General features: G+C 63.5%; 20 protein-coding genes. 7 read left to right on the top strand and 13 right to left on the bottom strand.

What is annotated here, in order from left to right; all coding sequences use genetic code 11:
* Positions 1-63: 63 nt before the first annotated feature.
* Positions 64-1,959, top strand: coding sequence for a phosphodiesterase DibA (gene dibA / locus ACLEJP_RS07480; RefSeq protein ID WP_440805192.1), 1,896 nt, complete (start codon positions 64-66; stop codon positions 1,957-1,959).
* 92 nt (positions 1,960-2,051) lie between these two features.
* Here dibA and ACLEJP_RS07475 read toward each other — a convergent pair whose 3' ends face one another.
* The 9 genes from ACLEJP_RS07475 to tcyJ all read right to left on the bottom strand — a co-directional run bounded on the left by ACLEJP_RS07475 (position 2,052) and on the right by tcyJ (position 11,030).
* Positions 2,052-2,696 carry a methionine ABC transporter permease gene (locus ACLEJP_RS07475; protein WP_440805190.1) on the bottom strand — a complete coding sequence of 215 codons (645 nt, stop codon included), beginning with the start codon at positions 2,694-2,696 and terminating at the stop codon, positions 2,052-2,054.
* The gene (locus ACLEJP_RS07470) at positions 2,686-3,795 is read right to left on the bottom strand and encodes a methionine ABC transporter ATP-binding protein (RefSeq protein WP_440805189.1); all 1,110 of its coding nucleotides are present in this window, start codon (positions 3,793-3,795) and stop codon (positions 2,686-2,688) included. Before ACLEJP_RS07470 ends, ACLEJP_RS07475 begins: the two co-directional genes overlap by 11 nt.
* Position 3,796: 1 nt before the next feature.
* Positions 3,797-4,597 carry a MetQ/NlpA family ABC transporter substrate-binding protein gene (locus tag ACLEJP_RS07465; RefSeq protein WP_289131639.1) on the bottom strand — a complete coding sequence of 267 codons (801 nt, stop codon included), beginning with the start codon at positions 4,595-4,597 and terminating at the stop codon, positions 3,797-3,799.
* Complete coding sequence (locus ACLEJP_RS07460) at positions 4,590-5,981, bottom strand: LLM class flavin-dependent oxidoreductase (RefSeq protein ID WP_440805187.1); 1,392 nt, start codon at positions 5,979-5,981, stop codon at positions 4,590-4,592. Before ACLEJP_RS07460 ends, ACLEJP_RS07465 begins: the two co-directional genes overlap by 8 nt.
* Entirely contained in the window at positions 5,981-7,162 is a 1,182-nt protein-coding gene (locus tag ACLEJP_RS07455) for an SfnB family sulfur acquisition oxidoreductase (protein WP_440805185.1), read from the bottom strand. The genes ACLEJP_RS07460 and ACLEJP_RS07455 overlap by 1 nt, the downstream gene beginning before the upstream one ends.
* A 141-nt stretch (positions 7,163-7,303) precedes the next feature.
* A complete protein-coding gene (locus ACLEJP_RS07450; protein WP_440805183.1) occupies positions 7,304-8,545 on the bottom strand; it encodes an SfnB family sulfur acquisition oxidoreductase in 1,242 nt (413 codons plus the stop codon).
* A 264-nt stretch (positions 8,546-8,809) separates the two neighbouring features.
* Positions 8,810-9,568, bottom strand: coding sequence for an L-cystine ABC transporter ATP-binding protein TcyN (gene tcyN, locus ACLEJP_RS07445; RefSeq protein WP_225779995.1), 759 nt, complete (start codon positions 9,566-9,568; stop codon positions 8,810-8,812).
* A gap of 2 nt (positions 9,569-9,570) precedes the next feature.
* Positions 9,571-10,239: a cystine ABC transporter permease gene (tcyL, locus tag ACLEJP_RS07440; protein ID WP_025337317.1), complete on the bottom strand. Its 669-nt coding sequence runs from the start codon at positions 10,237-10,239 to the stop codon at positions 9,571-9,573.
* The gene (gene tcyJ, locus ACLEJP_RS07435) at positions 10,236-11,030 is read right to left on the bottom strand and encodes a cystine ABC transporter substrate-binding protein (protein WP_296235332.1); all 795 of its coding nucleotides are present in this window, start codon (positions 11,028-11,030) and stop codon (positions 10,236-10,238) included. The genes tcyL and tcyJ overlap by 4 nt, the downstream gene beginning before the upstream one ends.
* A 306-nt stretch (positions 11,031-11,336) precedes the next feature.
* On the opposite strand from tcyJ, the gene epsC reads away from it, so the two are divergent.
* Positions 11,337-12,269 (top strand): serine O-acetyltransferase EpsC, encoded by a 933-nt coding sequence (epsC, locus tag ACLEJP_RS07430; protein ID WP_440805180.1) that lies wholly within the window; start codon positions 11,337-11,339, stop codon positions 12,267-12,269.
* A gap of 397 nt (positions 12,270-12,666) precedes the next feature.
* A complete protein-coding gene (gene betT / locus ACLEJP_RS07425; protein WP_440805293.1) occupies positions 12,667-14,628 on the top strand; it encodes a choline transporter BetT in 1,962 nt (653 codons plus the stop codon).
* A 119-nt stretch (positions 14,629-14,747) separates the two neighbouring features.
* Here the strand turns inward: betT and tauD are convergent, their stop codons facing one another.
* From tauD to tauA, 4 genes are read right to left on the bottom strand one after another with little or no spacing between them, the layout of a single operon-like run.
* Positions 14,748-15,581, bottom strand: coding sequence for a taurine dioxygenase (gene tauD, locus ACLEJP_RS07420; protein WP_440805178.1), 834 nt, complete (start codon positions 15,579-15,581; stop codon positions 14,748-14,750).
* Between the two features lie 48 nt (positions 15,582-15,629).
* Complete coding sequence (gene tauC, locus ACLEJP_RS07415; RefSeq protein ID WP_225779999.1) at positions 15,630-16,469, bottom strand: taurine ABC transporter permease TauC; 840 nt, start codon at positions 16,467-16,469, stop codon at positions 15,630-15,632.
* Positions 16,466-17,254 (bottom strand): taurine ABC transporter ATP-binding subunit, encoded by a 789-nt coding sequence (gene tauB, locus ACLEJP_RS07410; protein ID WP_440805177.1) that lies wholly within the window; start codon positions 17,252-17,254, stop codon positions 16,466-16,468. The genes tauC and tauB overlap by 4 nt, the downstream gene beginning before the upstream one ends.
* A gap of 27 nt (positions 17,255-17,281) precedes the next feature.
* Complete coding sequence (gene tauA, locus ACLEJP_RS07405) at positions 17,282-18,253, bottom strand: taurine ABC transporter substrate-binding protein (RefSeq protein ID WP_440805175.1); 972 nt, start codon at positions 18,251-18,253, stop codon at positions 17,282-17,284.
* Positions 18,254-18,812: 559 nt separating this feature from the next.
* Here tauA and ACLEJP_RS07400 point away from each other — a divergent pair.
* The 4 genes from ACLEJP_RS07400 to ACLEJP_RS07385 all read left to right on the top strand — a co-directional run bounded on the left by ACLEJP_RS07400 (position 18,813) and on the right by ACLEJP_RS07385 (position 22,803).
* Positions 18,813-20,147 (top strand): OprD family porin, encoded by a 1,335-nt coding sequence (locus ACLEJP_RS07400; RefSeq protein ID WP_440805172.1) that lies wholly within the window; start codon positions 18,813-18,815, stop codon positions 20,145-20,147.
* Between the two features lie 164 nt (positions 20,148-20,311).
* Positions 20,312-20,950, top strand: coding sequence for a peroxiredoxin (locus tag ACLEJP_RS07395; RefSeq protein ID WP_440805170.1), 639 nt, complete (start codon positions 20,312-20,314; stop codon positions 20,948-20,950).
* A gap of 209 nt (positions 20,951-21,159) precedes the next feature.
* Positions 21,160-21,753, top strand: a complete 594-nt coding sequence (gene ssuE / locus ACLEJP_RS07390; RefSeq protein WP_225780004.1) for an NADPH-dependent FMN reductase — start codon at positions 21,160-21,162, stop codon at positions 21,751-21,753.
* Between the two features lie 84 nt (positions 21,754-21,837).
* The gene (locus tag ACLEJP_RS07385) at positions 21,838-22,803 is read left to right on the top strand and encodes a sulfonate ABC transporter substrate-binding protein (RefSeq protein WP_440805169.1); all 966 of its coding nucleotides are present in this window, start codon (positions 21,838-21,840) and stop codon (positions 22,801-22,803) included.
* Positions 22,804-22,848 lie beyond the last annotated feature (45 nt).

Below are 22,848 nucleotides of genomic sequence, written 5' to 3'. Positions count from 1 at the left end.
AAGTCACGACATGTTTCAGCCTTTATAATGCCCCTTCCTTTCTGATGGGCTATCGCACCCGACATGTCTGTTTCCGTTCGCGACGCCTTGCGCATGGCTGCGCTGTATGTGGTGCTATCGGTCCTCTGGCTGACGCTGGCCGAGCTGGTGCTGCAGAGCATGACCGACAATCCCCTGGCACAAACCGTGGGGCGGCAGATCAACGTGGTGGTCTGGGTACTGTTCAGTGCCTTGCTGATTTATGTATCGCGGGTGCGCCTGCTCAATTTCATCGGCCGTGGCGCGCGTTTGCGTTACGAAGACCGCGAGCGGCTGCGCATGGCTGCCGCGGTGTTCGACAGCACCCTGGAAGGCGTGCTGGTGACTGACCGCCAGGGCCTGATCGTGCATGTCAACCGGGCCTTCATGCGTATTACCGGCTACCAGCAGGACGAGGTCATCGGCCAGCGCCCGAACAAGTTCAAGTCAGGCCGCCATGGCCTGGCGTTCTATCAGCAGATCTTCGCCACCCTGGCGGAGAAGGGCGAGTGGAGCGGCGAAATCTGGAACCGGCGCAAGAGCGGCGAAATTTACCCGCAATGGCAGACCATCTGCGCCATTCACGACGACGAAGGTGAACTCAGCCATTACGTGGCGGTGTTCAGCGACATCAGCGCGATCAAGCATTCGGAACAGGAGCTGGCCTACCTGGCCCACCACGACCCGCTGACCGGCCTGCCCAACCGCCTGCTGTTCACCGACCGGGTCGAGCAGGCCCTGACCGCAGCCCAGGCCAACAAGCGCGGCTGTGCCTTGCTGTTGCTGGACCTCGACCATTTCCAGAGCATCAACGACGGCCTTGGCCACACCATCGGCGACCAGTTGCTCAAGCTGGTCGGCGAGCGCCTCGGCGAGGTGGTGGGCAGCGGCGTGACCCTGGCGCGCCTGGGCGGCGACGAGTTCGGGGTGCTGGCCGAGAACTGCCAGCAAGTCGGCCAGGCCGGCAAGCTGGCACAGGGCATCATCGAGCGCATGCGCGAGCCGTTCCTGTTCGATGGTCATCGCCTGTTCATCAGCGTCAGCGCAGGCATCAGCCTGTTCCCCAGCGACGCCCTCAGTGCCGAGCAATTGCTGCGTAACGCCGACTCGGCCTTGTACAAGGCCAAGAGCAACGGGCGGGCCTGCTATGCCCTGTACACCGAAGAGCTGACCGCCCACGCCCAGCACCGGGTCGAAACCGCGGGTGAACTGCGCCGGGCGTTGGAGCAGGACGAGTTACGGGTGTTCTACCAGCCGGTACACGACCTGGCGAGCGGCCTTCAGGTCGGGGTCGAAGCACTGGTGCGCTGGCAGCACCCGCAGCGCGGCCTGGTGCCGCCGGGCGAGTTCATTCCGATTGCCGAGCGCACCGGGCTGATTGCCGAGATCGACGCCTGGGTGCTGCGCCAGGCATGCCGGCAGATGGTGCAATGGCAAGCTCAGGGGCGGCAGCTGGCGTTTGTGGCGGTGAACATTTCCAGCCGTCTGTTTGGCCAGCATGAGCTGTACCAGCAGGTGGCCGAAGTGCTGCACGAAACCGGCCTGGCTCCAGCCTTGCTGGAGCTGGAAGTGACCGAGAGCGCGGTGATGGAAGACCCGGAAGTGGCGCTGGAGCAATTGCATCGCCTGCGTGAGCTGGGCGTGACTTTGGCCATCGACGACTTCGGCACCGGGTATTCGTCATTACTGCGGCTGAAGCGCCTGCCGGTGCAGAAGCTGAAGATCGACCAGGGTTTCGTCGCCGGGCTGCCGCAGGACGAGGACGATATCGCGATCGTCCGGGTGATCATCGCCCTGGCCCGCAGCATGGGCATGCAGGTGCATGCCGAAGGCATCGAGCAGGCCGAGCAGGCCAGCTTCCTGCTGCAGGAGCTGTGTCAGCTGGGGCAGGGGTACTGGTTCGGGCGGCCGGTACCACCTGCGGATTTGCACTGGGGCTGAGGGCCTCTTCGCGGGCACGCCCGCTCCCACAGGGACTGCACAGGGCCTGAGAAATCTGGGGGCCTGTGGGAGCGGGCATGCCCGCGAAGAACTCAACGCTTGTTCAAGCCTTTCGCCAAGCGGTCGCCACCCAGCTGAATCAATGCCACCAGTGCCACCAGCATGGCAATCACGGTCAGCATGATCTGACTGTCGAAGCGCTGGTAACCATAGCGGTAGGCGATGTCCCCCAGGCCCCCGGCGCCAATCGCCCCGGCCATGGCCGAAGAGTTGATCAGCGTTACCAAGGTAATGGTGAACCCCCCCACGATCCGCGGCAGCGCCTCGGGCAACAGCACGTGCCAGACGATGTGCCAGCGCCGGCAACCCATCGCCTGCGCCGCCTCCACCAGGCCATGGTCGACCTCGCGCAGGCTGACCTCGGCAATCCGTGCGAAGAACGGCGTGGCGGCAATGGTCAGCGGTACCACTGCCGCCCACACGCCGTAGGTGGTGCCTACCACCAGGCGGGTGAAGGGGATCAGCGCGACCATCAGGATCAGGAACGGGATCGAGCGGAACAGGTTGACGAAAGCGCCCAGCACCCGGTTCAGTACCGGGGCCTGGAAGATCCCGCCCTTGTCACTGGTGACCAGCAATACCGCCATCGGCACCCCCACCAGCAGGGCGATCAGCGACGACACGCCGACCATCAGCAACGTATCGAGCAAGCCTTCGAGCAGGCGATCAAACCACATGGCCTAGTACCTCCACGTCCTCGGCCCAACGGCGGGCGCGTTCCAGCAATTGATGGGGCGCGTGCGGCGAGTGTTGCACCGACAGGATCAGCTGCCCCAAGGCATGCTCGCCAATGGTCTCCACGCCACCCTGCAGCAGGCGCACGCGGCCGCCCAGGTCATTGAACAAGGCCGACAGCTCTGGCTCGCCGAGCACGGTCAGCTTCAGCACCACGGCACTGTCAGGGCTCGCCGGGGTCGCCTGCAGGCTGGCCTGCAGCGCGGCGGGCAACCTGGCTTGCAAGGGCGCGAGCAGGGTCCGGGTGACCTCGTGGCGTGGTGCGCCGAATACCCGCCACACTTCGCCCTGCTCGACCACTTCACCGCGTTCGAGCACAACCACCCGATGGCAGATATCGCGGATCACCGCCATTTCGTGCGTGATCAGCACGATGGTCAGGCCCAGGCGCCGGTTGATGTCGCGCAGCAGCTCGAGGATCGACGTGGTGGTTTCCGGGTCCAGCGCCGAGGTGGCCTCGTCGCACAGCAGGATCTCGGGGTCATGCACCAGTGCCCGGGCAATGCCGACCCGCTGCTTCTGCCCGCCGGACAGCTGCGCCGGGTACACGTGGTGTTTTTCCTGCAGGCCGACCAGTTCCAGCAGTTCACGCACTTTGCGCTGGCGTTCGGCCTTGGCGACGCCGGCCACTTTCAGTGGCAGCTCAACGTTCTGCCACACGGTCTTGGCCGACATCAGGTTGAAATGCTGGAAGATCATGCCGATGCGCCGGCGCAGGGCTACCAGCTGGTCTTCGTGAAAGGCTGCGATGTCCACCTGGTCGATCAGCACCCGGCCCTGGCTGGGCTGCTCCAGGCGGTTGATGGTACGCAGCAGCGATGACTTGCCGGCGCCACTGCGGCCGATGATGCCGAAGATCTCGCCATGGCGGATGTTCAGGTCGATGCCTTGCAAGGCCGGTTGCGCCTGGCCCGGGTAGGTCTTGCCCAGGCCGATGAAGCGCACGTGGGCCTGGTTGACCTCCGGACGCAGGGCCTGCTCCCTGGCCGTCGCTGGCAGTGGTTGTGCGGTAGGCGCCCGGAGCGCGCTGGCCTGGCTCATGTCAGCCCTCCCAGCCGACCTGGTAGAGCTTGCCGTGGGCCTTGTCGAGGGCCGCGCGCACGGCTGGCGAATGCTGGTAGATGTCGACGAACCTGGCCAGGCGCGGGTCGTCCTTGCTTTGCGGGCGAATGACGAACTGGATGACGTATTCCTTGTTCTCCAGGCCGTCGAACAGCAGCGCCGAGCCAGCGTCGAAGCTGTTCGCCAGGCGGATGTAGGCCGGGTAGCCCTGCACCAGGTCGGCGTCGTCATAGGCACGTACCAGTTGTACCGCCTCGACCTGGAGGATCTTGAGCTTTTTCGGGTTGGCGACAATGTCGGCCTCGGTGGCCTTGTAGCCGACCCCTGGCTTGAGGCTGATCAAGCCAGCCTTGGCCAGCAGCTGCAGGCCACGGCCGCTGTTGATCGGGTCGTTGGCGATGGCCACGCTGGCGCCTTCGGGCAGGTCGGCGAAGCTTTTGTATTTTTTCGAATACAGGCCGACATTGTTGATGATGCCGGGGGCGTAGGGCACCAGGTTGAAACCTGCGGCCGCCTTGGCGTTCTCCAGGAACGGGATGTGCTGGAAGTAGTTCACGTCGATGTCGCCGCTATTGAGGCTGACATTCGGCGCGATCCAGTCGCTGAACTCGATCAGCTTCACTTCCAGGCCTTGCTTGTGTGCTTCTTCCACAGCCGCTTCCAGCGGGATGGCGAAGGCGGCGGTGGTACCGATCTTCAGCGGTTCGGCAGCCAGGGCGCTGGCGCTCAGGCCGAGGGTGAGGGCAACGGCCGCGACGGGCCGGAACAGTTTTTCAAGCATGGTGCAGGGCTCCAGTCGGGGTAGGGGCAGAGGCAAAGCGGTAAGCCGAGCCAGGGTGGTTGGCGGGCAGGTAGGGGTGGTCGGCCTGGAACAGCTTTTCGCGCAATGTGCCTTCGGCGTAGGCGGTCTTGTAGCGGCCACGCTGCTGCAGTTGCGGGACGACCAGCTCGATGAAGTCCTCGAAGCTTTCCGGGGTTACGGTGCGTGTCAGGTTGAAGCCGTCCAGGCCGGTTTCATCGATCCAGGCGATCAGTTGCTCGGCCACCTGCTCCGGCGCGCCGACCAGGGTCACGTAGCGGCCGCCCAGGGCGTGCTGCTGCAACAGGCGCCGCCGCGTCCAGGCATTGTCCTGCAACTGGCGCGTGGCGGACTGGATGGCGTTGCCCTGGCGGAAGGCGATCGGTTCGTCCAGCTCGAAGGCGGCAAAGTCGATACCGGTGGAGGCCGCGAAATGCGCGACCCCGGCCTCGGCACTGGCATGTTGCAGGTACTCGGCGTGCCTGGCCTGGGCCTGCTGCTCGGTGGCCGCGACAATCACCGTGATGCCCATGAACACCTTGACCGCCTGCGCGTCGCGCCCAGCGGCCTGAGCGGCGGCACGTACCTTGTCGACCTGGGCGCGGGTGGCGGCCTTGTCCTGACCACTGATGAACACGCATTCGGCATGGTTGCCGGCGAAGGCCAGGCCACGCGGTGAGCTGCCGGCCTGGAACAGCACCGGCGTGCGCTGCGGCGACGGTTCGCTCAGGTGGTAGCCCTCGACCTGGTAGAACTCACCTTGGTGGCGGACCTTGCGTACCCTGTCGGGCCGGGCGTAGACGCGCTGCTGGCGGTCGGCGACCACCGCGTCGTCGGCCCAGCTGCCTTCCAGCAGCTTGTACAGCACCTGCAGGTATTCGTCGGCCTGGTCGTAGCGGCGGTCATGTTCAGGTTGCTGCGCCAGGCCCATGGCCCGGGCGGCACTGTCGAGGTAGCCGGTAACGATGTTCCAGCCCACCCGGCCATTGCTCAGGTGGTCCAGGGTGGAAAGGCGCCGGGCGAACAGGTACGGCGCCTCGTAGGTAAGGTTGGCGGTAAGGCCGAAGCCCAGGTGGCGGGTGACGGCGGCCATGGCCGAGACCAGCAGCAGCGGGTCGTTGACCGGCAGCTGGATCGACTCCTTGAGGGTGACGTCCAGCGACTGGCCATAGATGTCGTAGGTGCCGACGATATCGGCAAGGAACAACCCGTCGAACAGGCCGCGTTCCAGCAGCCGCGCCAGGTTGGTCCAGTAGTCGAGGGTCTTGTACTGGGTCGAGGTATCCCGCGGGTGGGTCCACAGGCCGTGGTTTATGTGCCCGATGCAGTTCATGTTGAAGGCATTGAGCAGGATCTGCTTGGCCATCAGATGGTCCCCCGGCGTGGCGGGTTGGCATCGTTGAGGTAGTAATTGCCGATGGCGTGGTACTTCCAGCGCACCGGGTCATGCAGGGTGTGCACGCGGGCGTTGCGCCAGTGGCGATCGAGGTTGTGTTCGGCCAGGGTGGCCTGGCTGCCGCTCAGTTCGAACAGCGTCGTGCCGGCTGCCAGGGATATCTCGGTGCTGATGGCGCGGGCTTCGGCGACGGCGATGGACGCTGCGGCAACCTTGGCGGCGGTGCTGTCGTCGCGGGCGCGGTCCAGGTATTCGCCGGCACGCTCCAGCAGGGCTTCGGCGGCGTGCAGACGGATCGCCAGCTGGCCGAAGCTTTTCAGCGTCAACGGGTCATCGGTGGCCTTGTCCAGGCCGGAGTCGACCCACGGCCGGCTACGGCTGCGCACGAAGTGCAAGGCGTCTTCATAGGCGGCGCGGGCGATGCCGGTGTCGATCGCGGCATGCAGAATCTGCGCCAGCGGGCCGACCGGGGTGGGGCGCTCGAAGGCGCTCTGGAACGGCACCACGTCGGCGGCGCTGACATGGACGTTATCGAACACCACCGAGCCGCTGCCGGTGGTGCGCTGGCCGAAACCGCTCCAGTCGTCGATCACCTGCAGGCCCTGGCTGTCGGCCGGGACGAACGCCAGGTGCTGCACGCCGTGCTCGTCAACCACCGAGGTGGGAATGCGCTGGGCGTAGATGGCCCCGGTGGCGTAGAACTTGCGGCCATTGATGCGGAAACCGTCACCGTCACGGCTCAGGCGGGTGGTACGGTCGTTGGCAGTCCTGGTGCCCAGTTCGGCCAGGGCGTTGCCGAAGCGACGGCCAGCCAGTACTTCGCCAAACAGGCGCTGCTGCTGTTCGGGCGAGCCATTCACCCGCAGCACTTCCAAGGCGTAGAAGTGGTTCTGCGGGATCTGCCCGAGCGAGCCGTCGGCCTGGGCGATGCGGGCGATGACCTTGGCCAGGGTGACATTGGACACGCCGGCGCCGCCGAAGGCCTTGGGCACGCTGATCGCCCACAGGCCGGAGCGGGTGAACAGCTCCAGCTCGGCGTGCGGCAGGCGGCGTTCGCGGTCGCGCAGGGCGCTGTCGCGGCGCAGTTGCTGGGCGATGTCTTCGGCGACGGCCAGTGCTTGGGTGTCGTTGGTAATGATGGTTGTAGTCATGGTGTTCTCCGGGGGCCGCTGTGCGGCCCTTCGCGGGCTCGCCCGCTCCCACGGGTAAAGTGATACCCGTTCAGGCGGTGGGAATCCTGTGGGAGCGGGCGAGCCCGCGAAGGGCTGCGCAGCAGCCCCAAAGGCAGCAAGTCAGATCCAGGAATGCCGCGCAGGCAGCGTGCCGTTGAGGTGGTAAGCGCCCACCGCGTGGTACTTCCAGCGCACCGGGTCATGCAGGGTGTGCACCCGGGCGTTGCGCCAGTGGCGGTCGAGGTTGAATTCGGCAAGCGTGGCGCGGCTGCCGGCCAGCTCGAACAGCTTCTCGCTGGCCTGCAGGGCGATCTCGGTGGTCAGCACCTTGGCCTCGGCCACCGCGATCGAGGCCCGCGCCGCGCTTGCGGCGTCGATCGGCGCGGTGTTGACTTCGTCGAGGACCCGCGCAGCCTTGCGCAGCAACGCTTCGGCGGCGTGCAGTTCGAGCTTCAGGCGGCCGACGTCGGCAATCACATACGGATCGTCACTGGCGCGCTCGACGTTGGCATCGACCCATGGGCGCGACTTCTCGCGGACGAATGTGATCGCATCCTCGATCGCCGCTTCGGCAATACCGGCATCGATGGCCGCTTGAATCAGCTGCGAAGCTGCACCCTGGGTATTGGGGATGTCGCGCTGGCGCCAGTTGTCGATCACCAGCTCGGCCTCCACCGGCACCTGGTCGAGCAGCACGGTGCCGCTGGCGGTGGTGCGCTGGCCGAACCCGGACCAGTCATCGACGATGCGCAGCCCGGGGCTGCCACGGCGGACGAATGCCAGGCGCTGACGGCCTTCGTCGTCCAGTGCCTTGACCGCCACCCAATGGGCGAACAGCGCACCCGTGGAGTAGAACTTTTCACCGTTGATGCGATAGCCGTCGCCGGCCCGGGTAAGCCTGGCCTTGAGTGTGAGGGTATCTTTGGTGCCGCGCTCGGGCCCGGCATTGCCGATGCGCCAGCCGTCGAGCACGCTGCGGTAGATCGCCGCCTGCTGCGCTTCGGTACCGGTCAGGCGCAGCAGCTGCAGAATGCCGAACTGGTTCTGCGGGATCTGTCCCAGGGCCGGGTCGGCGGCGCTGATCAGGCGGAACACTTCGGCGATGGTCGCGAATGACACTTCGGGGCCGCCAAAGGCCTTGGGGACGCTGATGCTGCCCAGGCCGCTGCGGGTGAACAGCTCGATCTCGGCCCATGGCAGTTTGCGTTGCTGGTCGCGGCGGGCGGCCTGCTCGCGGGCGATCTCGGCCAGTTCGCGGGCCGCTTGCAAGGCTTCGGCATCGTTGCGCAGCACCTTGGCTGGCAGCAGCACCGGCGAGCTGTCGAGATCGCTGTGGAATCGGGTATTGGCTTGGCTGGACATCAGTGCCGCTCCTTGGCTGCACTCAATGCCCTGGCGTTGCGCACTGGGGTGATTGTGATCCTGACCATTCCTGACCTCACAAATTGGTTATGTCGCTGTAGCTGATCGCGACGGATGTGTGCTGGTCCGGTGGTCCGGTGGATATACCCTAATGCTTTATAAAAACTTTATGAACTAACTCTTTGGAATATGTATAGAAGGAGGGATTTGTTGCAGATGTGCCGGCCTCTGCGCGGGCGCGCCCGCCAAGAGGCCGGTACAGGCTTACTCGGAAGCCGCAGTCCCGAGGAACTTGCGCAGGAATTGCCGGGTACGTTCTTCCTTCGGCGCCGCGAACAGCGCCTTGGCCTCGCCCTGTTCAACGATCACGCCCTTGTCGAAGAAAATCACCCGGTTCGCCACGTCCCGGGCAAAACTCATCTCATGGGTGACGATGATCATGGTGCGTCGCTCCTCGGCCAGGCCGCGAATGGTCGCCAGCACTTCACCCACCAGCTCCGGGTCGAGCGCCGAGGTCGGTTCGTCGAACAGGATCACCTCCGGTTCCATGGCCAGGGCGCGGGCGATGGCCACCCGTTGCTGCTGGCCACCGGACAGGCGTCGCGGGTAGGCGTCTTCCTTGCCTGCCAGGCCGACCTTGGCCAACAGGCGCCGGCCCAGTTCGATGGCCTGCTCGCGAGGTGTCTTCTTGACGATCACCGGGCCTTCGATGACGTTTTCCAGGGCAGTGCGGTGCGGGAACAGGTTGAAGTTCTGGAACACGAACCCGGCCTGCTGGCGCAGGCGGCGGATCGCACCTTGCTGGCCACCCAGCGGGCGGTTGGCGTCGATGCTGATGTCGCCGATCTGGATCTGCCCGGCATCAGGGGTTTCCAGCAGGTTCAGGCAACGCAGGAAGGTAGTCTTGCCAGAGCCGCTAGGCCCGATGATCGCCACCACTTCGCCCGGCTGCACGGTCAGGTCGATACCGTTGAGCACGGTCTGGCCCTTGAACCGCTTGGTCAGGCCTTTGACTTCAATCATGCTCAATGCTCCTGGTCATGCTGGTTGACGCGTGCTTCCATGCGGTTCTGGAAGTGCGCGAGGATGCTGCACAGCACCCAGTAGATGACCGCGACCGCCACGTACATGGTGAATACTTCGAAGGTGCGTGCGGTAATCAGCTGGGCCTGACGGAACAGCTCGGGCACCTGGATGGTCGCTGCCAGGGCAGTGTCCTTGACCAGCGAGATGAAGCTGTTACCCAACGGTGGCAGGGCGGTGCGCAAGGCTTGCGGCAGGATGGCCCGGCGCATGGCCTGGACGCGGGTCATGCCGATGCTGGCGGCGGCTTCCCACTGGCCGCGGTCGATCGAGGAGATCGCTGCGCGCAGGATTTCACAGATGTAGGCCGCCATGTTCAGCGACAGACCGATCAGCGAGGCCGGGATCGGGTCCAGTTCGATGCCGATCTGCGGCATGCCGAAATAGATCACGAACAGCTGCACCAGTAGCGGTGTGCCGCGGAAGAACGACACATAGACCCTGGCCAGCCAGTTCAGCGGCAGGATCTTCGACAGCCGCATCAGCGCCAGGGCAAACCCCAGCAGCAGGCCGAAGAACATGCCGCCAACACTGAGCAGCACGGTATAGCCCGCGCCCTTCAGCAGGAAGGGCGCGGAATCGACAACGAGTTGCAGGCTTTCAGCGATCATTTGGTGACATCGGCACCGAAGTATTTCTCGGACAGCTTGGCCAGCGTGCCGTCAGCCTTGAGCTTGTCCAGTGCCTTGTTGATTGCGGCCAGCAGTTCCGGCTCGCCCTTGCGCAGGGCCACGCCGCTTTCCAGGCGCGAGAAGGCATCGCCGGCCAGCTGGGTGTCCTTGGCTTTCTGTGCATATTCCAGCGCAGCCAGGCGGTCGATCAGGATGGCATCGATACGGCCGTTGCGCAGGTCGGCGAACTTGCTCGGGTCGTCTTCATAGGTGCGCACATCGGCTTGCGGCACGTCCTGTTTCACCCACTGCTCGTAGTTGGTGCCCAGGCCCACGCCAACCTTCTTGCCAGCCAGGTCGGCGGCCTTGTGGATGTTCAGCTGCTCGGCCTTCTTCTTCAGGATCAGCGCCTGGATCCCGGAGATGGTGTAGGGCTCGGAGAAGTCGTACTTCTTCTTGCGCTCCTCGGAAATGGTCACCTGGTTGATCACCACGTCCAGGCGCTTGGACTCCAGGGCGGCGAGGATGCCGTCCCACTTGGTCGGCTGTACCTTGGCCTTGACCCCGAGTTCCTTGGCCAGCAGTTCGGACAGCTCGACTTCGAAGCCGGTCAGCTTGCCGTTCTCGTCCTGGAAGCTGAACGGTGGGTAGGTGCCTTCCAGACCGACGTTGATCACGCCTTTTTCCTGGATGGTCTTGAGCTGCTCACCGGCAAAGGCCTGGCTGAACAGGCCGGCACCCAGCAGGAGGGCCAGGCTGGCGTTGAGTAGCGGTTTGGCGAATTTCGACATGTGAAGCCCCGCGCTTGTTGTGAGTGATGGGTGGCGACTATAGGGTTGGCCGCTTAGGCCAGGAAATAATAAAAAATTATTTTGTTATTTCCTTTCTTGTTTTCGTCAGTCCGGGCTGCATTGAGGGTAGGTGAGTATCCGTCCCCCGTCATCGCTGCTTATGCCTGACTTAGTGCAGGATGGAATAAAGCGTTGTTTTTTCCAAGGGATGGTTTTGCCGTAGAGTGGATTGCATGTACGCAGGCCCGGCCCTTTCGCGGGTCAGCCGATAAAAATGAGTCTGGCCTACTCAGGCAGGAGAAAACCGTGAGCGAACAACCTTCATCCGGGCACTGGCAGTTGCAAAGCATCGTCGCCGGTCTGCGCGGCGCCCGTGAACAATGGCGCACGCGCAATGGCCGCAGCAGTGGCGAGCAAGGCGGGCGTGAGTTGCCTTCGCGCGAGGCGATGCGGCAGATTCTCGAACAACTGTGCGGCGCGCTGTTCCCCATGCGCCTTGGCCCTGTCGACCTGCGCGAAGAAAGTGAAGACTTCTACGTAGGCCATACCCTGGATGCCGCGCTGGCCGCCTTGCTGGCCCAGGCTCGCCTCGAGCTGCGCTACGCCGCACGGCAAAACAAGGCCGAGCTGGCCGGCGTCGACGCCCATGCGCTGCACCTGGTCCAGGGCTTTGCCGCGGCCCTGCCGGGCCTGCGCGTGCTGCTCGACACCGACGTGCTGGCCGCCTACCACGGCGACCCGGCGGCGCGCAGCGTCGACGAGGTGCTGCTGTGCTACCCCGGCATCCTGGCGATCATCCACCATCGCCTGGCGCACCACCTGTACCAGGCCGGCTTGCCACTGCTGGCGCGGATCAGCTCGGAACTGGCGCATTCGGCCACCGGCATCGACATTCACCCCGGGGCGCAGATCGGCCCGAGCTTCTTCATCGACCACGGTACGGGTGTGGTGATTGGCGAAACCGCGATCATCGGCGAGCGCGTGCGCATCTACCAGGCCGTGACCCTGGGGGCCAAGCGCTTCCCCAGCGACGAGTCGGGAACCCTGCACAAAGGCCTGCCGCGTCACCCGATCGTCGAAGACGATGTGGTCATCTATGCCGGTGCCACGGTCCTGGGGCGGATCACCATTGGCAAAGGTTCGACCATCGGCGGCAATGTGTGGCTGACCCGTAGCGTGCCGGCCGACAGCAACATTACCCAGGCCAACCTGCAGCTGGATTGCCAGGACAAGAATTGATCTAGCATCCCTTTAGCCTGTACTGGCCTCTTCGCGGGCTTGCCCGCTCCCACAGGGACCGCACAAATACTGAATCTTGTGCATTACCTGTGCCTCTTCGCGGGCTTGCCCGCTCTCACAGGGACCGCACAAATATTGAATCTTGTGCATTACCTGTGGGAGCGGGCAAGCCCGCGAAGAGGCCAGTACAGGAGGGCACCAATCAGCGCCCTGATTCGCATTGAAATCCGATCCATGTTTAACTTGAACGCTTGTTCAATGAAAACGCTGGTCCGCTGCCGGTGTTCAACAGGAGGATTCCTTTGCTGAACCCGTTCATTCCGAACCTTACGTCATTCGACGAGGTGCGCCGCCCATGAGTGCACCGATCCCTTCCCTTGCCAATGGCAAGATCCGCATGAACCCCCCGGTGTTCTATTTCGCGGCGAGTTTCATCCTGCTCTTCGGCCTGGTGGTCATTGCCAACCCGCGCAGTGCTGGCGACTGGTTGCTGGCGGCGCAGAACTGGGCGGCCAACACGGTCGGCTGGTACTACATGCTGGCGATGACGCTGTACCTGGTCTTCGTGGTGGTCACCGCCTTGTCTGGCTACGGCAAGATCAAGCTCGGTGCCGACCACGACGAGCCCGAGTTCAGCTACCTGTCGTGGGCCGGCATGCTGTTCGCCGCCGGTATCAGCATCACCTTGTTCTTCTTCTGCGTGTCCGAGCCGCTGACCCACATGCTGCAGCCGCCCCAGGGCGAGGCGGGCACGGCCGAGGCCGGGCGCCAGGCCATGCAGATCCTGTTCCTGCACTGGGGCCTGCATGGCTGGGGCGTGTTCGCCTTCGTCGGCATGGCCCTGGCCTATTTCGCTTACCGGCATAACCTGCCGCTGGCCTTGCGTTCGGCGCTGTACCCGCTGATCGGCAAGCGCATCAACGGGCCGATCGGTTACGCGGTGGACGGTTTCGGCATCATTGCCACGGTGTTCGGCCTGGGTGCCGACATGGGCTTTGGCGTGCTGCACCTGAATGCCGGCCTCGACTACCTGTTCGGCATCGACCACAGCCAGTGGGTGCAGGTGCTGTTGATTGTCCTGATGATGGGCGCGGCGGTCGCCGTCGCCGTTGCCGGGGTGGAGAAGGGCGTGCGGGTGATGAGCGACATCAACCTGTTCCTGGCCTGCGCGCTGTTGCTGTTCGTGCTGTTCGCCGGCCCTACCCAACACCTGTTCAATACGCTGATCCAGAACCTCGGCGATTATCTCGGGGCCTTGCCGCGCAAGAGCTTCGATGTGTATGCCTACGGCGAGAACAGCGGCTGGCTGGGCGGCTGGACAGTGTTCTACTGGGCCTGGTGGATTGCCTGGGCACCGTTCGTGGGGCTGTTCATCGCCCGTATCTCCCGCGGCCGTACCATTCGCGAATTCGTCTTCGGCGTGCTGCTGATTCCGCTGGGCTTCACCCTGGCGTGGATGTCGATCTTCGGCAACAGCGCCCTGGACCAGGTGATCAACCACGGCATGACCGCGCTGGGCCAGTCGGCACTGGATAACCCGGCGATGAGCCTGTACCTGCTGTTGGAAACCTACCCCTGGAGCAAGGCGGTGATCGCCGTGACGGTGTTCATCAGCTTCGTGTTCTTCGTCACCTCCGCCGACTCCGGCACCGTGGTGCTGTCGACCTTGTCGGCGACGGGGGGCGATGCCGACGAGGACGGGCCGAACTGGCTGCGTATCTTCTGGGGCGCAATGACAGCGCTGATCACCAGTGCACTGCTGTTTGCCGGCAGCATCGATTCGCTGAAGTCAGCGGTGGTGCTGACCTCGTTGCCGTTCTCGCTGATCTTGCTGTGCATGATGTGGGGGCTGCACAAGGCGTTCTACCTGGAGTCGCAACGGCAGATCGCGCAGATGCACTCGCTGGCCCCGTTCGCCCAGTCACGTCGTGGGCGCGGCGGCTGGCGTCAGCGCCTGAGCCAGGCGGTGCATTTCCCGTCGCGCGACGAGGTGTACCGCTTCATGGACGACGTGGTGCGCCCGGCAATCGCCGATGTGCGCGAAGTGTTCGAGCAGAAGGGCCTGGTGCTGATCACCCAGGACGACCCGAGCCATGACAACGTCAGCCTGAAGATTGGCCATGGCGAGGAGCAGCCGTTCATCTACCAGGTGCAGATGCGTGGCTACTTCACACCATCGTTCGCCCTCGGTGGGCTGGGCACGCAGGAGCTGAAGAACCGTCGTTACTACCGGGCGGAGGTGCACCTGAGCGAAGGCAGCCAGAACTATGACCTGGTGGGCTATAGCAGGGAGCAGATCATCAACGACATCCTCGACCAGTACGAACGGCACATGCAGTTCCTGCATCTGGTCCGATAGATCGCAGGGGCCGCTTTGCGGCTCATCGCGACACAAGGCCGCTGCTACGGGAAATCGCATTCCCCTGTAGCAGCGGCCTTGTGTCGCCAAAGGAGGCGGAAGGCCTCCCCAGGGCCCTGTCAGAAGGGCGTATCCCCGAGAATTGTCGCCCGATGCATCACCCGCCGGTTCGGCCGGTAGTCATCCACGGCAAAGTGCTGGGTCACCCGGTTGTCCCAGAACGCCACATCATTCTCCTGCCAGCGCCAGCGAATGCTGAACTCGGGCCGCGTGGCATGGGCGAACAGCAGCTTCAACAGCGCTTCGCTTTCCAGTTCGCTCAGCTCATTGATCCGCGTGGTGAACCCTTCATTGACGAACAATGCCTTGCGCCCGCTCACCGGATGCGTACGCACCACCGGGTGCGACAACGGCGGGTTGTTGCGCCGCGTGGCCTCCCAGCGCGCCAGGTCCTCTGGCGTGGTACCAAAGCGCTCCAGCGGGAACGACTTGGTGAAGTCATGGGTGGCGCTGAGCCCGTCGAGCAGCTCGCGCAAGGGCGCCGACAAGGCCTCGAAGGCCGCGATCCCGCTGGCCCACAGGGTATCGCCACCATAAGCCGGCAGCTGCTTGGCACTGAGTACTGCTCCCAGGGCCGGAGTCGGCAGGAAGGTTACATCGGTGTGCCACACGGCATTGTCGCGCACATCGGTGACCGCCGTGTCGAGGACCAGCACCTGCGGGGTTTCCGGCACATTGGGATAGATCGGGTGGATGTGCAGGTCGCCAAAGCGGGCAGCAAAGCGTGCCTGCTGCTGCGGGGTGATCGGTTGGTTGCGGAAGAACAGCACCTGATGCTGCAACAACGCCTGTTCGATGGCGTCACGCTGTTCGCTGCTGATGTCGCGGCTGAGGTCCACGCCGCTGATCTGGGCGCCGAGCGCCGGGCTGAGTGGGGTAATGGTCAGGCTCATGTCGGTCTCTTCAGTCAGGCGCCAGGCTGCTGGCGTGGTCAACAGGGTTCAGTGGCTTTGCCCGTGCCAAGGCACCAGCTTGCGTTGCAAGGCGCGCAAGCCCATTTCCAGGGCGAAGGCGATCAGGGCGATCAGCAGGATGCCCAGCACCACCACATCGGTTACCAGGAACTGCGCTGCCGACTGCACCATGAAGCCCAGGCCACTGGTGGCCGCGATCAGCTCGGCGGCCACCAGGGTCGACCAGCCGACTCCGAGGCCGATACGCAGGCCGGTGAGGATATCCGGCAAGGCGCTGGGGAGGATCACATGGCGGATCAGCTGGGCCCTGGTCGCCCCAAGCGACTGTGCCGCCCGCAGCTTGGCCGGGTCGACCGTGCGCACGCCGGTGGCTGTGGCGATGGCGATGGGGGCGAAGATCGCCAGGTAGATCAGCAGCACCTTCGACAGCTCGCCGATGCCGCACCAGATCACGATCAGTGGCAGGTAGGCCAGCGGCGGGATCGGCCGGTAGAACTCGATCAACGGGTCAAGGATGCCGCGCGCTACGCGGTTGTAGCCGATGGCGATACCCACTGGAATGGCCGTGAGGGTCGCCGCCAGCAGGGCCACGCCGATGCGCCCCAGGCTGGCACCCAGGTGCTGCCACAGGCTGGCATCCATGTAGCCCTGGGTCAGCAGGGTCCAGGCCTTGGCCAGGATGTCGGCGGGCGAGGGCAGGAACAGCGGCTCGATCCAGCCGGCTGCGGTCACCAGCCACCAGGCCAGCAGCAGGCTGGCAAGGGTCAGCGTGCTGATCCAGCGGGTGGCCAGGGGGCTGCGCAGCCTGGCGGCTGGCTGGGGTCGGGCGTTGCGTTTGCCGGTGACCGGCAGGTCCAGGCTGCTCATGCGCGCTCCTGCAGGCTTTGACGTTGCGAGAACACCCGCGCCAGCACATGCTCGCGGGTTTCGATGAAGGCCGGGTCGGACTTGATCGCCCGGGCCGGTTCGCCGGCGGCATGGCGCTGGCCGAAGTCCAGTTGCAGGCGTTCCACTACGCGACCTGGGTTGGGTGCCAGCAGCACCAGCTCGCTGGCCAGGAACACCGCTTCTTCGATGTCATGGGTAATCAGGAACACCGGCTTGGCCGTGCGTTGCCACACCTGCAGCAGCAACTCCTGCATCTGCTCGCGGGTAAAGGCATCGAGCGCGCCGAACGGCTCGTCCATCAGCAGTACCCGGGGGTCGGCTGCCAGCGCCCGGGCCAGGCCCACGCGCTGTTTCTGGCCGCCGGACAATTGCCAGATGCGCCGCTCGCCATAACCTTCGAGGTCGACCAGGGCCAGCATTTCGCGGGCCTTGGCTTCGCGCTCGGCGCGGGGCATGCCGGCCAGTTCCAGGCCGAAGGCGACGTTGGCCAGCACGTTCTGCCAGGGCAGCAGGGCATCATCCTGGAACACCACGCCGCGCTCGGCCCCGGGGCCCTGAACCGGTACGCCGTCCAGCGTGATGCGCCCGCCGCTGGGGGCGACGAAGCCGGCGATCAGGTTCAGCAGCGAGGTCTTGCCGCTGCCGGAAGGCCCCAGGGCCACCAGCAACTGGCGCGGCCCCAAGGTCAGGTTGATATCGGCCAGCACCGGGGTAGCGGCGCCGGGGTACTGTGCGCTGATGCGCTCCAGTTCGAGCAAGGCCATGGCAGGCTCCGGTCGGTTTCTACAGGCTTAGTTGGGCAGGTACTGGGCACTGACGTAAGGCGAATAGTCCGGCAGTACCGCGTCGACCTTGCCTTGCTGCTTGAGGAAGGTGGCCGTATCGGTCAGCGCCTGGGTGGTCGGAGTGCCCAGCGCACTGGCCTGGTCAGCCGCCAGCGGGTAGACGTTGCCCTGCAGCAGTACCGGGATATCGGTAGGCTTGGCGCCGGACAGCTTGGCCAGCTTGGCGACGTTGTCGGGGTTGGCGAGCCAGGCTTTGGGATCTTTGCGGTAGTCGGCGTAGGCGTCGAGGGTGACCTTGGCGAAGGCCTTGACCACGTCCGGGTGCTTGGCGGCAAAGTCCTTGCGCACGATCCAGGCGTCGAAGGTCGGCGCGCCTTTCTCGGCCAGCTCACCCGAGGTGATCAACACCTTGCCGTTTTCCTTGGCCACGCCCAGGGCTGGGTCCCATACATAGGTAGCGTCGATGTCACCACGCTTCCAGGCAGCGATGATCGCTGGCGGTGCGAGGTTGAGAATCTGCACTTTGGACGGGTCGATGTTCCAGCTTTTCAGGGCCGCCAGCAGGCTGTAGTGGCCGGTGGAGACGAACGGCACGGCGACCTTCTTGCCGACCAGGTCTTGCGGTGTGTTGATACCGTCGCGGGCGACCAGCGCTTCACCGGCGCCGATCTGCGTCGCGATCAGGAAGGTCTCGACCGGCAGCTTGCGGGTGGCAGCGGCGGCCAGCGGGCTGGAGCCCAGGTAGCCGATCTGTACATCGCCACTGGCCACGGCGGTGATCACGTCGGCGCCGTTGTCGAATTTGCGCCAGTCGATGCTGGCCTTGCTGGCTTTTTCATAATTGCCATCGACCTGCGCGACTTTGGCGGGGTCGACGGTGGTCTGGTAAGCCACCGTCAGGTCGGCGGCCTGGGCCAACCAGCTGGCGCTGGCGAGGGTCAGGGCGGCAAACAGACGCAGCGGAGCGTGCGGAATCATGGTGAACCTCTCGTCAGCCATATTGGTGTGTTGGATGGCGAGAAGGCTAAATGATCTAAGAATAGTAAAATAAATAACTTTTTTGCATTAGCTTAGGAGCCAATTGCTTGAATCGGCCGTCTGTCTTTCCGCAAGCGGCCTTGCGGTGTGATGAGCCGGCTGCTGCAGGGCGCGTTAGCAAGGTGGAACTCACGCAATGGCGAAATGCGAGAGGGCTGCTAGGCTTTTTCGTCCTGATAGAACGATCTGGAATTAGGTTATGAGCAAACGTTTGTAAATAACCAATGGTTATGATGGGGCCGCCCTTTACAACAAAATTCAGTAACAGTTCCTAACATATTCCAGAAAAATCTTACCAATTCATAAAACGGTCATTTTGGATTTATAGGATTGTCATTATCCTGTAGCGCAGGTGGCGTCTTAGACCAAAGTCGCGAAACGTTTAGAAACGATTGACTTAATGGTCACGCTTTGGGACTAAATCGCCAATCCACGGTGAGCGGGGCAGCAGATCCCGCCGCCAGAGATACACAAGAATTAGAACGTAGAGGAGCAAAATATGTACAAGTCCAGCCTGGCCCTGGCCGTGGCATTGGGGGTTCTCGCCCAACAAGCAGGCGCTGCCGGTTTCGTTGAAGACAGCAAACTGTCGCTCAGCTCGCGCACCATGTACTTCAACGATGACAACCGCGAAAGCGGCATCGACCAGAAGGAAAGCGGTCAGGGCTTCAAGCTTGACTACCTGTCTGGCTTCACCGAAGGCACCGTAGGCTTTGGTGTTGACGTACAAGCCCTGTGGGGCATTCACCTGGACGGTGGCCGTGGTAGCCGCCCAGATGCCAACAACACCTTCTTCCCAAGCGACTCGGATGGTTCGGCAGTCCACGACTGGGCACGCATTGGTGGTAACGCCAAGGCTCGCTTCTCCAAGACGGAAGTTCACTACGGTAGCGCCCTGGCGCCTAACCTGCCGATCCTGGTCTCCAACGATGGCCGTCTGCTGCCGCAAACCTTCGAGGGCGGCACCCTCCAGTCGAAGGAAATCGACAACCTGACCGTCAACGCAGGTCAGCTGACCCACGCGATGGGCCGTGCTTCGAGCAACCGGACCGGTCTTTCCGTTTCTGGCGCCTTCCGTGACAGCAACAAGTTCCAGTTCGCCGGTGGTGACTACAAGCTCACTCCTGACCTGACCCTGCAGTACTACTACTCGAACCTGGAAGACTTCTACAAGCAGCACTTCCTGGGTGCTACCCATGTCTTCAAGATTGCCGACAACCAGTCGTTCAAGACTGATCTGCGCTACTTCGATAGCAGCAGCGATGGCAAGAATGGTCAGACCGGTTACGCCTTCGACAACAACGGTGGCTTCGCAAAGAACGCCGGTGAAGTCGACAACAAGACCTGGAGCGCCATGTTCACCTACACCCTGGGTGGCCACGCGCTGATGCTCGGCCACCAGCAGGTGGGTGATGACGGTGGTTTCGTCTGGCTGAACCAAGGTAGCGTCCGCAAGGACGGCGCCACTTCTTCGCTGGAAGGCAACGGCGGCGCGAGCTTCTACCTGTTCACCGACAGCATGATCAACCAGTTCGCCCGCGCTGGCGAAAACACCACCTTCGGTCAGTACTCCTATGACTTCGCGGCGCTGGGTGTTCCAGGCCTCAAGGCTTCGGTGGCCTATCTGCGTGGTGACGACGTACGCAACAAGTCGGGTGATGGCAGCTATAACGAATGGGAACGTGACGCACGCGTCGACTACACCCTGCAGCAAGGCACCCTCAAAGGCTTGGGCTTCAGCCTGCGTCAGGGCGTTTACCGTGGTAGCGGCGAGAGCGCTGCGGACAAAGACCAGACCCGCTTCATCGTGAACTACACTTACAATTTCCTGTAAGCCGTAGCCAACAAAAAGCCTCGCCCAGTGCGAGGCTTTTTTGTGTCTGCTTGTTCATGTGAGTTTTAGTTATAAATAAATCATTATTTATTCTTTTTGTTTTTATTCGAGCGCAGGCACATTGAACCCACACGCTACAGAACCCAGCACAGGAGCCGCAGCCCATGAGCCTCAAACTCGGTGATATCGCCCCAGATTTCGAACAGGATTCCAGCGAAGGCAAGATCCGCTTCCACGAGTGGCTGGGCAATAGCTGGGGCGTGTTGTTCTCGCACCCGGCCGATTTCACCCCGGTGTGCACCACCGAGCTGGGCCTGACTGCCAAGCTCAAGGACGAATTCGCCAAGCGCGGGGTCAAGGCCATCGCCTTGTCGGTCGACCCGGTCGACTCGCACCAGCGCTGGATCGAGGACATCAACGAGACCCAGAACACCGTGGTCAATTTCCCGATCATCGCTGACGCCGACCGCAAGGTGTCCGATCTGTACGACCTGATCCATCCGAATGCCAGCGACACCCTGACCGTGCGCTCGCTGTTCGTTATCGACCCGAACAAGAAGGTGCGCCTGACCATCACCTACCCGGCCAGTACCGGGCGCAACTTCAACGAAATCCTGCGGGTGATCGACTCGCTGCAGCTGACCGACAACCACAAGGTGGCCACGCCAGGCAACTGGCAGGACGGTGACGACGTGGTGATCGTGCCTTCGCTGAAGGACGAAGAGGAGATCAGGCAGCGCTTCCCCAAAGGTTACCGTGCGGTCAAGCCGTACCTGCGCCTGACCCCGCAACCCAATCGCTGAAGAATTCCTCGTTGCATTGCTCTTAGCCATAGCAGGGATATTCGGGCCGTTTCGACGGCCCTTTTTTATGCCTGTGGGAATTGCATTGGCCTTTTCGTGGGCTGCCTGGATTGAAAAACAAAAAGGAATAAACAAATGAAAAAATATGATTTCTAGATATATGCCTGCGCTGGTAATGTCACTCCCAACCCAGACAAGGAAACGCTGCAATGTTGGTCGTCTCAATCGGTGGTAGCCCCAGTACCCGTTCACGCTCCGGCGTGCTGCTGGAGCGTTCGCGCCAGTGGCTGCAGGATCGTGGTGTCGAAGTGGTGACGTTCCAGGTACGCGACTTCCCCGCCGAAGACCTGCTGCACGCCCGTTTCGACAGCCCGCAGGTGCAGCATTTCCAGCAGTTGGTAGCCCAGGCTGATGGACTGATCGTTGCCACGCCGGTGTACAAGGCCTCTTTTGCCGGCGCCCTGAAAACCTTGCTTGACCTGCTGCCCGAACGGGCCCTGGCCCACAAGATCGTGTTGCCGATCGCCACTGGCGGCAGTATCGCCCACATGCTGGCGGTGGATTACGCACTGAAACCTGTGCTGTCGGCACTCAAGGCGCAGGAGACCCTGCAAGGGATCTTCGCCGACGACAGCCAGGTTGCCTACGCAGACGGCAGCAAACCCGCGCAGCTGGTACCGGCGCTGGAAGAACGCCTGCAGGATTCGCTGGAGACTTTCCACGTCGCCCTGGCCCGTCGGCCACGCCCCGTGGCCCCCGGTGTGCTGAAAGAACGCCTGATCAGCGCTCGCTGGAGCATCTGACCGGCCTTACATGCTTCACCACCTTACTCGCCCGACAACGAGGCAAGCAGGTGCAACCCGAACCCTATCGCACAGGAGAGCGCCATGCGCACAGTCTTCTTGCGTCGCGGTCTGGTCGCCCTGTTTGCGGCGGCTGTGTCCTTCGGCGCCATCACCCAAGCCCAGGCCGAGAGCCTGCGTATCGGTTATCAGAAATACGGCACCCTGGTGCTGCTCAAGGCCAAAGGCACGCTGGAGAAGCGCCTGGCCGAGCAGGGCGTGCAGGTGCAGTGGACCGAGTTCCCCGGCGGCCCGCAGCTGCTTGAAGGGCTGAACGTCGGCTCCATCGATTTCGGTGTCACTGGCGAAACACCGCCGGTGTTCGCCCAGGCTGCCGGCGCCGACCTGCTGTACGTCGCCTATGAGCCACCAGCGCCGCACAGCGAGGCGATCCTGGTGCCGAAGGGCTCGCCGGTGCAGTCGGTCAAGGACCTCAAGGGCAAGAAGGTCGCCCTCAATAAGGGCTCCAACGTGCACTACCTGCTGGTCCGCGCGCTGGAAGATGCCGGCCTCAAGTACAGCGACATCCAGCCCGTCTACCTGCCTCCGGCCGACGCCCGCGCCGCCTTCGAGCGCGGCAGCGTCGATGCCTGGGTGATCTGGGACCCCTACCAGGCGGCTGCCGAACAACAGCTGCAGGCGCGCACCCTGCGCGATGGTAAAGGGCTGGTCGACAACCACCAGTTCTACCTCGCTACCCGCAACTATGCGACCCAGCACCCGACGGTGATCAACACCCTGATCGACGAAGTTCGTGCGGTGGGCCAGTGGTCCCAGGCCAACCCGCAGCAGGTGACCGAGCAAGTCGCACCGCTGCTCGGCCTGCCCGCCGACATCACCCTGACCTCGGTCAAGCGCCAGGGTTACGGCGCCGCAGCGCTCACCCCGGAAGTGGTGGCTGCGCAACAGAAGATCGCCGACACGTTCCAGGCTCTGAAGCTGATTCCCAAGCCACTGAGCATCAAGGACGTGATCTGGACACCCCCGGCCAAGGTCGCCAGTGCACCTTGATTGACTTGCCGCGCCGGGGCCCTGCCCTGGCTGAGCCACCCTTGA

The sequence above is a fragment of the Pseudomonas sp. SMV7 genome, from assembly GCF_052041995.1.
Lineage (GTDB): Bacteria > Pseudomonadota > Gammaproteobacteria > Pseudomonadales > Pseudomonadaceae > Aquipseudomonas.
This window is presented reverse-complemented; position numbering and strand designations above follow the sequence as displayed.